11 protein-coding genes are annotated in these 12697 nt (G+C 72.9%); 9 read left to right on the plus strand and 2 right to left on the minus strand.

The window, feature by feature from the left end; translation table 11 throughout:
* Positions 1–211: 211 nt before the first annotated feature.
* Positions 212–1585, minus strand: coding sequence for a diaminopimelate decarboxylase (locus HDC93_RS05810; RefSeq protein ID WP_185007791.1), 1374 nt, complete (start codon positions 1583–1585; stop codon positions 212–214).
* Between the two features lie 136 nt (positions 1586–1721).
* Between HDC93_RS05810 and hutU the strand changes: the two genes are divergently transcribed.
* The 5 genes from hutU to HDC93_RS05835 all read left to right on the plus strand — a co-directional run bounded on the left by hutU (position 1722) and on the right by HDC93_RS05835 (position 7655).
* Complete coding sequence (gene hutU / locus HDC93_RS05815) at positions 1722–3386, plus strand: urocanate hydratase (protein ID WP_185007793.1); 1665 nt, start codon at positions 1722–1724, stop codon at positions 3384–3386.
* Between the two features lie 29 nt (positions 3387–3415).
* Entirely contained in the window at positions 3416–4618 is a 1203-nt protein-coding gene (locus tag HDC93_RS05820) for an allantoate amidohydrolase (protein WP_185007969.1), read from the plus strand.
* Entirely contained in the window at positions 4609–5961 is a 1353-nt protein-coding gene (locus tag HDC93_RS05825; protein ID WP_185007795.1) for a formimidoylglutamate deiminase, read from the plus strand. The genes HDC93_RS05820 and HDC93_RS05825 overlap by 10 nt, the downstream gene beginning before the upstream one ends.
* Positions 5958–7253: an imidazolonepropionase gene (gene hutI / locus HDC93_RS05830; RefSeq protein ID WP_185007797.1), complete on the plus strand. Its 1296-nt coding sequence runs from the start codon at positions 5958–5960 to the stop codon at positions 7251–7253. Before HDC93_RS05825 ends, hutI begins: the two co-directional genes overlap by 4 nt.
* A 66-nt stretch (positions 7254–7319) precedes the next feature.
* Positions 7320–7655, plus strand: coding sequence for a hypothetical protein (locus HDC93_RS05835; protein WP_185007799.1), 336 nt, complete (start codon positions 7320–7322; stop codon positions 7653–7655).
* An 88-nt stretch (positions 7656–7743) separates the two neighbouring features.
* Here HDC93_RS05835 and HDC93_RS05840 read toward each other — a convergent pair whose 3' ends face one another.
* Positions 7744–8670: an RNA polymerase sigma factor SigF gene (locus tag HDC93_RS05840; protein ID WP_260419419.1), complete on the minus strand. Its 927-nt coding sequence runs from the start codon at positions 8668–8670 to the stop codon at positions 7744–7746.
* Between the two features lie 238 nt (positions 8671–8908).
* Here HDC93_RS05840 and HDC93_RS05845 point away from each other — a divergent pair, with 238 nt between their 5' ends.
* The 4 genes from HDC93_RS05845 to HDC93_RS05860 all read left to right on the plus strand — a co-directional run bounded on the left by HDC93_RS05845 (position 8909) and on the right by HDC93_RS05860 (position 12676).
* The gene (locus HDC93_RS05845; RefSeq protein WP_185007803.1) at positions 8909–9286 is read left to right on the plus strand and encodes an STAS domain-containing protein; all 378 of its coding nucleotides are present in this window, start codon (positions 8909–8911) and stop codon (positions 9284–9286) included.
* Between the two features lie 242 nt (positions 9287–9528).
* On the plus strand, positions 9529–10083 hold the full coding sequence (locus tag HDC93_RS05850; protein ID WP_185007805.1) for an ATP-binding protein: 555 nt from the start codon (positions 9529–9531) through the stop codon (positions 10081–10083).
* Positions 10084–10393: 310 nt separating this feature from the next.
* Positions 10394–11095, plus strand: coding sequence for an LPXTG cell wall anchor domain-containing protein (locus HDC93_RS05855; protein ID WP_185007807.1), 702 nt, complete (start codon positions 10394–10396; stop codon positions 11093–11095).
* 591 nt (positions 11096–11686) lie between these two features.
* Positions 11687–12676, plus strand: coding sequence for a hypothetical protein (locus tag HDC93_RS05860; protein ID WP_185007809.1), 990 nt, complete (start codon positions 11687–11689; stop codon positions 12674–12676).
* The last annotated feature ends 21 nt before the right edge of the window (positions 12677–12697 follow it).

The raw sequence follows: 12697 nt of genomic DNA on the forward strand, positions 1-12697 counted from the left end.
AGGCCGGAAACCTGCGGCACCTCCCGCCCCGCCGCACCCGAGGCCGGAATCCCGCGGCACCTCCCGCCCCGCCGCACCCGAGGCCGGAAACCTGCGGCACCTCCCGCCCCGCCGCACCCGAGGCCGGAAACCTGCGGCACCTCCCGCCCCGCCGCACCCGAGGCCGGATTCCCGCGGCACCTCCCGCCCCGCCGCACCCGAGGCCGAGACCCTACGGAACCTCCCGCCACGCTCGCGTCAACGCGTCCACCTGCGCCCCACCCGACTCCGCGACGACCTCCTCCACGGTCTGCGCCCGCCGTACCACCGCGAAGCGCCCGCCCGGCCCGAACCCGTACACCCCGGGCCGCACCAGCGAGTTGTACCCGTAGTGATGGGCGAAGTAGTACGCCCCGGTGTCCAGCGCGGCCGCGTAGTCCCCCTGCTCCAGCAACGGCATGGAGCGTCCCTCCGCCAGCAGGTCCCCCGCGAAGCAGGCCGGTCCCGCGACGTCCTGCACCACCACCGGCCCCTCCTTCGGGCGCCCCTTCGCGTCGTACGCGGAGATGCGCAACGGCCAGCTCCCCGGCGCGTACACCGTCCGCGCGGCCACCTGCACCCCGGCGTGCGTCACCGCCACCGCCCGCCCGCCGGATGCCTTCGCGTACTCGACCCGCGCCACCACCGTCCCGTGCTTGGCGAGCAGTGACCGCCCGAACTCGGTGACCAGCCCGTACCGCCCGTCGAGCAGCCCCGGCACCTCCTCGGCCAGCAGCCGCGCGTACTGGGCGTAGGTCGGTGTCGTCGCCTCCGACGCGAAGTTCACCGGCAGGCCGCCGCCGATGTCGAGGGTGTCGACCTGCCGCCGCCCGGCCCGCCGGTTGATCTCCTCCGCCAGCGCGTAGGTCTCCGCCACGCCCTCGGCCATCAGGGCCAGCGGGATGCCCTGGGACCCGGTGTGCGCGTGCAGCCGGGTCAGCCACGGCCGGTCCAGATACGCCTGGACGACCCACTGCCGGGCGCCCTCGTCACGCAGCGCCACCCCGAATTTCGAGGTGGCCGTCGCCGTGGACAGCGCCTCGATGGAACCGCCGCCGACCTGCGGATTCACCCGGATCCCCAGCGGGGAGCGGCTGGTCGAGGACCGCATCAGGGCGTCGATCCGGGTCAGCTCCTGCGGATTGTCCGCGTTGACGGCGATGCCCAGGGACAGGGCCTCGCGCAGCTCGGCCGGCGTCTTCGCGGGCGAGTCGAGCACCGTCGCCTCCGGCGGCACGCCCGCCGCCCGGGCCAGGGCCAGCTCACCCGGGCTCGCGACCTCCGCGCCGACGCCCTCCTCGCGCAGCAGCCGCAGGACCGGCACCAGGGGGGTCGCCTTCACCGCGAAGGCGTGCAGCACGGGCGTGCCCGGTTCCACCACCGCCTCGAACGCGGCCCGCAGCTCCGCCGCCGATTCCCGGATGCCGGTGACGTCCAGCAGCCCGACGATGGGGCTGTCGGGCCCGAGCAGCCCTTGCTCCACGGCGGCCCGCACCGCCTCGTCCCGCCGCGCGGCCCGCCGGGCCCCGGTGTCGTCCGCCTTGTCCGCCTCGATGTGTGCGCCCATGCATCCAGCCAAACATCCACGACGGCGCCGTGCCGACACCCCCCACGTATTGACTAGCTCTATTCAGGCGTTCAGGATGTGAATAGTCACAGCAACAAACCGCCGGGAGCACCACGCACCCACCAGGAGGCAGACCATGTCAGGACCCCGCCCCGTCCGAGCACCGCGCGGCACGGAACCGAGCGCCCTGGGATGGCAGCAGGAAGCCGCCCTGCGGATGCTGCAGAACAACCTCGATCCCGAGGTCGCCGAGCACCCCGTCAAGCTCGTCGTCTACGGCGGCACCGGCAAGGCCGCCCGCGACTGGCGCTCCTTCGACGCCATGGTGCGCACGCTGCAGGGGCTGAAGCAGGACGAGACCATGCTGGTCCAGTCCGGCCGGCCCGTCGGCGTCATGCAGACCCACGAGTGGGCCCCGCGCGTCCTCATCGCCAACTCCAACCTCGTCGGCGACTGGGCCAACTGGGAGGAGTTCCGCCGCCTCGAACACCTCGGCCTGACCATGTACGGGCAGATGACCGCCGGTTCCTGGATCTACATCGGCACCCAGGGCATCCTCCAGGGCACCTACGAGACCTTCGCCGCCGTCGCCGCGAAGAAGTTCGGCGGAACGCTGGCCGGCACCATCACCCTGACCGCCGGCCTCGGCGGCATGGGCGGCGCCCAGCCGCTCGCCGTGACGATGAACGACGGTGTGGCGATCTGCGTCGACTGCGACCCCCGCGCCATCGACCGGCGCATCGAGCACCGCTACCTGGACGTGAAGGCCGACAGCCTCGCCCAGGCGCTCCAGCTGGCCACCGAGGCCCGCGACCAGCGCAAGCCGCTGTCCATCGGCCTCCTGGGCAACGCCGCCGAACTGCTCCCGCGGATGCTCGCCGAGGGCGCCCCGATCGACATCGTCACCGACCAGACCTCGGCCCACGACCCCCTGGCCTACCTGCCGGTCGGCGTAGCCTTCGAGGACATGGCCGACGCCGCCGCCAAGGACCCGGCCGGCTTCACCACCCGGGCCCGCGAGTCCATGGCCCGGCACGTCGAGGCCATGGTCGGCTTCATGGACGCCGGCGCCGAGGTCTTCGACTACGGCAACTCCATCCGCGGCGAGGCCCAACTCGCCGGATACGACCGCGCCTTCGCCTTCCCCGGCTTCGTCCCCGCCTACATCCGCCCGCTGTTCTGCGAGGGCAAGGGCCCCTTCCGCTGGGCCGCCCTGTCCGGCGACGCCTCCGACATCGCCAAGACCGACAAGGCGATCCTCGACCTCTTCCCGGAGAACGAGTCCCTCGCCCGCTGGATCAAGATGGCCGGCGAACGCGTCCACTTCCAGGGCCTGCCCGCCCGGATCTGCTGGCTCGGCTACGGCGAGCGGGACAAGGCCGGTGAGCGGTTCAACGACATGGTCGCGAGCGGGGAGCTGGCCGCGCCGGTCGTCATCGGCCGCGACCACCTCGACTGCGGTTCGGTCGCGTCCCCCTACCGCGAGACCGAGGCCATGCTCGACGGGTCCGACGCGATCGCCGACTGGCCGCTGCTGAACGCCATGGTGAACGTCGCCTCCGGCGCGTCCTGGGTGTCGATCCACCACGGCGGCGGCGTCGGGATGGGACGGTCCATCCACGCCGGGCAGGTCACGGTGGCCGACGGCACGGCGCTCGCGGGCGAGAAGATCCGCCGGGTGCTCACCAACGACCCCGGCATGGGCGTCATCCGGCACGTCGACGCCGGGTACGACATCGCGGAGTCGGTGGCGGGGGAGCGGGGCGTCCGCGTCCCGATGCGCGAAGGCGACCCGGCGTGACCCAGGACACCGGCGGCTCCTTCCACCAGATGTGGCGCGAGCTGCTCCCCCTCGGGCGGCACCCCGACTCCGGCGGCTACCGGCGGTTCGCCTGGACCGCGATCGACGGTGAATGCCGGGCGTGGTTCGAAGAGCAGGCCACGGCCCGCGGGCTGCGTCACGAGGTCGACCGGAACGGCAACCAGTGGGCCTGGCTCGGGGACCCCGCCGAGGGCGACGCCGTCGTCACCGGCTCGCACCTCGACTCCGTGCCGGACGGCGGAGCCTTCGACGGCCCCCTCGGCGTCGTGTCCGCCTTCGCCGCGCTGGACGAGCTGCGCCGCAGGGACGCCCGCCTCACCCGGCCCCTCGCCATCGTGAACTTCGGCGACGAGGAGGGCGCCCGGTTCGGGCTCGCCTGCGTCGGGTCCCGGCTCACGGCCGGGCAGCTCACCCGAGAGCAGGCGCACCGCCTCACCGACGGCGACGGCGTGACGCTGCCCCGGGCCATGGAGGCGGCCGGACACGACCCGGACGCCATCGGACCGGACCCCGAACGGCTCGCCCGCATCGGCGCCTTCGTCGAACTGCACGTCGAACAGGGCCGGGCCCTCGACCTGTCCGGCGACCGGGTCGGCCTCGCAAGCGCGATCTGGCCCCACGGCCGCTGGCGGTTCGACTTCCGCGGCGAGGCCAACCACGCCGGCACCACCCGGCTCGCCGACCGCCACGACCCCATGCTGTCCTACGCCGAGACCGTCCTCGCCGCCCGGCGCGAGGCCGAACTCGCCGGGGCCGTCGCCACCTTCGGCAAGATCGCCGTCGAACCCAACGGCGTCAACGCCATCCCCTCCCTCGTGCGCGGCTGGCTCGACTCCCGGGCCGAGGACCAGATGAGCCTCGACACCGTGGTCGGCGGCATCGAGAAGGCGGCCCGGCAGTACGCGGCCGCCCACGGCATCGACCTCGACATCGTCCGCGAGTCCTTCACCCCCGTCGTCGAGTTCGACCACGCCCTGCGCGACGAACTCGCCCGCATCCTCGGCACGGACACCGGCCTCACGGTCCCCGTCCTCGGCACCGGCGCGGGACACGACGCCGGGATCCTGTCCGGGAGCATCCCGACCGCCATGCTGTTCGTGCGCAACCCCACCGGCGTCTCCCACTCCCCGGCCGAGTCCGCGAGCGAGGACGACTGCGTCGCCGGGGTACTCGCACTCGCCGACGTACTGGAAGGACTGGCGTGCAGGTGACGACAGCAGCCTCGCGGACGTACTGGCTGGAGCACGCCTGGCTCGGTAAGCATGTCGAATCGGGCGTGACCCTCGACGTCGCGGACGGCCGCATCACCGTTGTCCGCACCGGCACCCCCGCCCCGCCTCCCGGCGCCGATGTCCTGCGCGGGCTCACCATGCCAGGCCTGGCCAACGCCCACAGCCACGCCTTCCACCGCGCCCTGCGCGGCACCGTCCAGGTCGGCTCCGGCACCTTCTGGACCTGGCGCGAGGTCATGTACGCCACGGCCGGCCGGCTCACCCCGGACCGCTACCACGCCCTCGCCCGCGCCGTGTACGCCGAGATGGCGCTGGCCGGCATCACGGCCGTCGGCGAGTTCCACTACGTCCACCACGCCCCCGGCGGCACCCCCTACGCCGACCCCAACGCCATGGGCGAGGCCCTCATCGCGGCCGCCGCCGAGGCCGGCATCCGCATCACCCTCCTCGACACCGCCTACCTCTCCTCCGGCTTCGGACAGCCGCCCACCGCCCACCAGCTCCGCTTCTCCGACGGCGACGCCGAGGCCTGGGCCGCACGCTGTTCACTTCTCAAGGAACGGGATCACGCACGGATCGGAGCGGCGATCCACTCCGTACGGGCCGTGCCCGCCGACCAGTTGGAGACCGTCGTACGGTGGGCCGAGGAGCGGCGGGCCCCGCTCCATGTGCACCTGTCCGAGCAGACCGCCGAGAACGAGGCGTGCCAGGAGGTCCACGGCTGCACCCCGACCCAGCTCCTCGCCCTGCACGGTGTCCTCGGACCGCGCACCACCGGCGTCCACAACACCCACCTCACCGCCGAGGACATCTCCCTCATCGGCGGCAGCGGCACCGGCACCTGCATGTGCCCGACCACCGAGCGGGACCTCGCGGACGGCATCGGACCGGCCGTCGCCCTGCAGAACGAGGGCTCCCCGCTCTCCCTCGGCTCCGACAGCCACGCCGTCATCGACCTGCTCGAAGAGGCGCGGGCCATGGAGCTGAACGAGCGGCTGCGCACCCGCACCCGGGGTCACTGGACGGCGGCGGCCCTGCTGCGGGCGGCCTCGGCCGACGGTCACGCGGCCCTCGGCTGGGAGGGCGCGGGTGCCCTGGAGACCGGCGCGCTCGCCGACTTCACCACCATCGCGCTCGACTCGGTCAGGACGGCAGGGCCGCTTCCACGGCTCGGGGCCGAGACGGCCGTATTCGCTGCGTCGGCAGCAGACGTGTCGCATACGGTCGTGGGTGGTCGGCACGTCGTACGGGACGGGGTCCACTCCCTCGTACCGGACGTGCCGCGAGCCCTCGCGGACGCCGTCGAAGCCCTGCGCGGATGACCCCGGGCCGCCCGCCCGCGCGGCCCGGCTCCGCCCCCGAACCCGACCCCACCGCCGCCCAGGCCACCAAGGACGCCATGAGCAACGCGACGACCGTCAGCCCCGCCCACTCCGCGAGCACCGCAAGCACGCTCATCACGAACATCGCCAGTCTGGTCACCAACGACCCCTCCCTCGGTGACGGTTCCCCCCTGGGACTGGTCCGGGACGCGGCCGTCGCCATCGAGGGCGACCGCGTCGTGTGGACCGGTGATCAAAGCAAAGCACCAGCCACTGACAATCGGGTCGACGCCGGTGGCCGGGCGGTCCTGCCCGGCTTCGTGGACTCCCACTCCCACCTCGTCTTCGCGGGCGACCGGACGCAGGAGTTCAACGCCCGGATGTCCGGGCGGCCGTACAGCGCCGGCGGCATCCGCACCACCGTCGCGGCGACGCGGGCGGCGAGCGACGAGGAACTCGAGGCCAACGTCACCCGTTACCTCGCCGAAGCCCTCCGCCAGGGAACCACCACGTTCGAGACCAAGTCCGGCTACGGCCTGACCGTCGAGGACGAGGCCCGCGCCCTGCGCATCGCCGCCGCCCACACCGACGAGGTCACCTACCTCGGCGCCCACATCGTCCCGCCGGACCACGCCGAGGACCCGGCGGGCTATGTCGCCCTGGTCACCGGCGAGATGCTCGACGCCTGCGCCCCGCACGCCCGCTGGATCGACGTCTTCTGCGAGAAGGGCGCCTTCGACGGCGACCAGGCCCGCGCGATCCTCACCGCCGGCAAGGCGAAGGGCCTGCACCCCCGCATCCACGCCAACCAGCTCTCCTACGGCCCCGGTGTGCAGCTCGCCGTCGAGCTCGACGCGGCCAGCGCCGACCACTGCACCCACCTCACGGACGCGGACGTGGACGCCCTGGCCGGCGGCCGTACGGTCGCCACCCTGCTGCCCGGTGCCGAGTTCTCCACGCGCGCCGCATGGCCGGACGCGCGGCGGCTGCTGGACGCGGGTGTCACGGTCGCGCTGTCCACGGACTGCAACCCCGGCTCGTCCTTCACCTCGTCCGTCCCGTTCTGCATCGCCCTGGCCGTACGGGACATGGGGATGACCCCGGACGAGGCCGTGTGGTCGGCGACCGCGGGCGGCGCGGCGGCCCTCAGGCGCGGCGACGTCGGCCGCATCACCCCGGGCGCGTACGCGGACCTGACGCTCCTGGACGCCCCGAGCCACGTCCACCTGGCGTACCGCCCCGGCGTCCCGCTGGTCAGCGGGGTGTGGCGGCGCGGAGAACGCGTGGTGTGATCACCGGCCCGCGATCATGCGATGCCGCGTCGGACGACGACCGGCATCGGCGGAGGGCGGGGACCCATGAGGCGGGGACGGTTGTCGAAGCACTGGGCGGCACCACTCGTGGTGAACGTGCTGCTCGGGATCCCGGGCGTGGTGCCGTTCTGGCTGCTCTGGCACCTCGCGGCGAACGGGCCGCTCGCCGAGGCCGGCTGGACCGTGCGGGAACCCACCGAGAGCGACGGCATGGCCCTCTGGCTCGTGATCGTCGTGCCCGTCGTCACGCTCTACGGCCTGATCCGGTGGCTCGCCAACAGGCCGCTGCGGCGCCGGACGGCACTCGCCCCGCACACCTACTGGCTGCTGAGCCTGACGGCCCCGCTGCTGCCGACGGCGGCGCTGTTCCTCAACTCCTGAGGGGGCCTCCGCCGACCACCGGTGGCACGCGCCCGGGGGGCGGGCCGTCCGGCCCGCCCCCGAGGGACACGTACACCAGGATCGAGGATCACTCCTCGACGGTCAGCCCCTTGCGCAGCCGTACCAGCGTCCGCGACAGCAGACGCGAGACGTGCATCTGCGAGATGCCGAGCTCTTCGCCGATCTCCGACTGGGTCATGCCCGCGACGAACCGCAGGGACAGGATCTTCCGGTCGCGCGGCGGGAGTTCCGCGATCAGCGGCTTCAACGACTCGACGTACTCGATGCCTTCGAGCCCGTGGTCCTCGTAGCCGATGCGGTCCGCGAGCGCGCCCTCGGAGTCGTCCTCCTCCGGCTGGGCGTCCAGCGAGGAGGCGGTGTAGGCGTTCGACGCCGCCATGCCCTCGACGACCTGGTCGTCGGAGATCCCGAGACGCTCCGCCAGCTCGGCCACCGTGGGGGCGCGGTCGAGCTTCTGGGACAGTTCGTCCCCGGCCTTGGCCAGGTCGAGCCGCAGCTCCTGGAGCCGGCGCGGAACGCGCACGGACCACGAGGTGTCACGGAAGAAGCGCTTGATCTCGCCGATGATGGTCGGCATCGCGAACGTGGGGAACTCCACACCGCGGGACATCTCGAAGCGGTCGATCGCCTTGATCAGGCCGATGGTGCCGACCTGGATGATGTCCTCCATCGGCTCGCTGCGGGAGCGGAACCGGGAGGCGGCGAACTTGACCAGCGCGAGGTTCAGTTCGACGAGCGTGTTGCGAACGTACGAGTACTCGTGGGTTCCTTCCTCCAGCGTCTCCAGACGCTCGAAGAGGGTCTTGGACAGCGCCCGCGCGTCGACCGCGTCGACTTCCTCGTACGGGGGGATGTCCGGAAGTCCGGCGAGAAAGCCGTCCTGTGTGACGAGCATCTCGACCTGCTCGATGGGTTCCAGATGTTCCGGACGGGGTGTCGACGTCGCTTTGCGGGTAGGCGATCCGTCGAGCCGGGGTGACATGATGTCCTCCATCGTTCTCGGCATATGGCTGCCGGAGCCGTTAGGTGCACTGCGGTGTGCGGCGCCTCCAAAGCCGGCCGTGTCGGGTACGTGTCCTTACTAGGCCTACCCGCTTTCCTGAGCCCACCGCAAGTGCGTTCTGTGGGTATATGTCCGTTTGCGTGTAGTTGTTCGGGTGTCGGACCGTGCAGGGAAGGCGTAGTGTTCGAGGGCGTCAGCAACCACCTCGACGTCGGGAGAGAGAGACGGCATGGACCGCGGGACGGTCGGCAGCGCACAGTCTGGCCGGCTTCTGGTGGAGGTGCGGGAAGAGGGCTCTAGTGCCGTCGTGACCCCGGCGGGTGAGTTGGATCACCACACCGCCGATTTGTTGCGTGAGCCACTCGAAAACTGCCTCGCCAAGGGATTCAAGCGCCTGGTCATCGATTGCGCACGCCTGGAGTTCTGTGACTCCACGGGACTCAACGTGCTCCTCGGGGCGCGGCTGAAGGCAGAGGCCGCCGGTGGCGGCGTCTCGCTCGCCGGCATGCAGCCGGTGGTGGCGCGCGTGTTCGAGATCACGGGCGCGGATGCGGTCTTCAGCGTCCACGACACGCTCGAGGCGGCCCTGGCCGACGAGTCGGACTGACCGGCGTGCGTCGGCGCGCGGTGCCTCGGCCATCCCTGTGTGACCGGCGTCCCGGCCCCGTCACGTCTTTCGTGCCGAATGCATGGGTGTTCAGTCGGTCTGCCAGGGCAGGAGACATCCTGAACCTGTCGGTCGCCAGGGTGGCGGGGGCGCCGCGCAACCGACGTGCCGCGCACTGCGTGGCCGACTGTGTAGTGAAGTTTTTCAATCGTGAACTGGTGAATCGGTGAGGTGAAGCGCTGATGAGCACCACCCGGCCTTACCCGCCGGGCGACCGCGGGCCGGAGCCCAGCGGCGCTTCCGGGGCGTCCGAGGGTGGCGTAGCGGCGGCCGGTGCGGCCGGCGAGGGCGTGGACGTGCCGTCCGGGGCCGCGGCGCCGCCGGGCGGTCGTCAGGTGCGCCGGCTGAGCTTCGAGGACGAGAGCGGCGTGGTTCCGCTGGCCCGCGACTTCACCCGCCAGGCGTTGTACGCGTGGGGCTGGCTCCCCGCGGCCTCCGCCGACCAGCGGGCCGCCGCCGAGGACGTGCTGCTGGTCGTCTCCGAGCTGGTCACCAACGCCTGTCTGCACGCCGAGGGGCCGGACCAGCTGCGGATCACCTGCGACAACAAGGTGATCCGTGTGGAGGTCGTCGACCGGGGCACCGGTCAGCCCGCCCCCCGCACCCCGCACCGCGCGGGTCGCCCGGGCGGTCACGGCATGTTCATCGTCCAGCGCCTGTGCCTGGACTGGGGCGTCGTCCGTACGCCGGGCGTCTCCGGCAAGACGGTCTGGGCGGAACTGGGCGCACCCGCCTGATCGCGGGGAGTCCGCGTTCGGTCACGGCATGTAATCGACCGCCCTCGGGGTGCGCTTGTCCGATCACGGGCATTCCTGTCCGATCTCGGGTGTACGTGCTGATCTCGGGCCTCGGTGGGCGTCCTGGGGTGCGTCCGAACGGGTGACCGCCCCGCGCCGGATCCTCGCCGCGCATCCCCTCATACGTCACTCGTCCCACGCCGGATCCCCGCGGATCCGGCGCGCACTGTGTCTTCCTTCCTCACGGCCCCGGGCGTACCTTGACCGCCCGATCTGATACGTCGTCAGGAACAGGAAGGGGAGCGGCACCGTGTCGTACCGGAAACGAACCGCCGCACTCGCGTCCGCCGCGGCCCTGGCAGGCTCGGCGGTGTGGATGGCCGCCCCCGTCGCCCGGGCCGAGGTCGTCGACGTCAACTACCAGTGCAAGACGCCGATCGGCGACAAGAGTGCCGTCTCGCCCATCGACATCAAGGGCGTCAAGAGCGGCAGCGGCTACCGGATCACCATGTCCTGGCAGAAGGGCGTCTCCTCCAGCCCGGTCGAACTGGGCAAGGGCGCGATGACGCCGAGCGCCACCGTCGCCCTGGGCGGCGCCGACAGCGGCACCCTGGCGGTGTCCGGCCCCGCCAACGACGCCGCGATTCCCGCCAACACGCCCATCAAGATCAGCGATCTGAGCGGCACGTACACGCCGAAGAAGAGCGGCGAGGTCACCTTCACGGCCGGTGTGCTGACCATCAAGGCGCTCGGCACGACGACCACGTGTACCCCGACGAACGACCCGGGCCCGTCCCTCACCCTGGACGTCAGCGCCGGGAGCGGTGGCGGCGCCGGCGGTTCCGCCCAGGGCGGCGGCTCCGGCGCGGACACCGGTGCCGGACTTCCGCAGACCGGGCCCGAGGACTCGGCCGTCGCGCTCGGCACCCTCGGCGGCACGGTCCTGCTCGCCGGCGCGGCGGGTGCGCTGTGGCTGACGCGGCGTCACCAGGGGGCTCGGGCGGGCCGTTGACCGCCACGCGCCCCTCCTGGCCGGTGCGCCGCCGAGCGCGGGACGCGCGCGGTCAATCTGGCCGCACACCGCCCGCACGCCGCAGTTCTGGCCGTACGCCCGGACGGCAGAACTGAGCGCTGCTGGTCTGGTCGTCGGCCCGCATGGCAGAACTGAGCGCTGCTGGTCTGGTCGTCGGCCCGGATGGCAGAACTGAGCGCTGCTGGTCTGGTCGTCCGCCCGATCCGCAGCACCGCACGCCGGCGGCCTGGCCGTACGCCGACACCGCACGACCGCCGGAGCCGCCGGCCCGGCGGCACAGGCGCACCGCACCGCAGCCCCGCACGACCACTGCCGCCGATCCGACCGCACCTGCGCACCGCACCGCAGCACCGCAAGCCACAGGCCCGCAAGCCGCAGCCCCGTAAGCCACAGGCCCGCAAGCCGCAGCCCCGTAAGCCACAGGCCCGCAAGCCGCAGCCCCGTAAGCCACAGGCCCGCAAGCCACAGCCCCGCAAGCCGCAGCCCCGTAAGCCGCAGCCCCGCGAGCCGCAGCACCACCCCCGCCCGGTCCGGCCGCATGCCCGCACCGCACGACCGCTGGAGCCGCCTGTGCAGCCCGCCGTCCGTCTTCCGTACGTGTCCCTGCCGGTTCTGCTCGCGCTGCTGCTGGTCCTGGCCGGCGCCGGGCCCGTCGGTGCCGCGGACCGGCCCGCCGTCGAGCTGTCCGACTCCCAGGCGGGAACGGGCGGTTCGATCACCGTCAGCGGCAGCGGCTGGCGGCCCCGTGCCCTGCTGACGCTGCTCGTGTGCGGGCAGGCCGAGCCGAAGCGGGGGGTGACCGGCGGCACCAACTCCTGCGCCAACTCCGACGGCCGGGCCGTCACGACCGGTGCCGACGGGCGCTTCCGCCGCGAACTGCCGGTCGTGGAGCCGCCCGTGCCGTGCCCCTGCGTGGTCCACGTGGCCACGGTGACCGGACGCGGGGCCGAGGCCGACGCGGCCCTCCAGGTCGCCGGGCACGCCGTCGAGCCGCTGCCCGCCGACGCGGCCGGCGGCCGGCTGTCCCTGCTCGCGGACACCCGGCTGCGGGGCTCCGGCGGTCTGCTCACCTGGTTCGGCTCCCCGCCCGCCCGGACCCTCGTGGTCACCGTGGGCAACGTCGGCACGTCCCCCGTGAAGAACCCGGTCTTCCGGGTCGGCACCTCGCACGGCGTGTTCGCCCCGCAGTGGCAGGACCAGCGGTGGCGCGGCACGGTCCGCCCGGGCGGCAGGGCCCGCATCGAGCTGCCCGTGGAGCTCGGGGCCGGGGCGCACGGGGACTACACCGTGTCGCTGAAGTACGGCGGCAAGGTGCTCGCCGAGCACCCCTGGGGCGTGGGACGGCCCTGGGGCGTGACCCTGTTCTGGGTCCTCGTCCTGCTCGTCGTGCCGGTGGCGCTGTTCCGCGCGGGCCTGGCCGTGATCGACCACCTGCGACCGCGCCGCCCCGGCCACGCGGCCCGCCCGCCCCGCCGGGTGTGGCCGCCGGTGGTCCGCCGGGCCTCCGCCGAGCCCTGGTTCGCCCCGGACGCCGACCCTCCGAGTTCGACCGGGACATGAGGAAGGGCCGCCGCACCCGGG

It is taken from the genome of Streptomyces sp. AK010, from assembly GCF_014207295.1.
GTDB lineage: Bacteria > Actinomycetota > Actinomycetes > Streptomycetales > Streptomycetaceae > Streptomyces > Streptomyces massasporeus.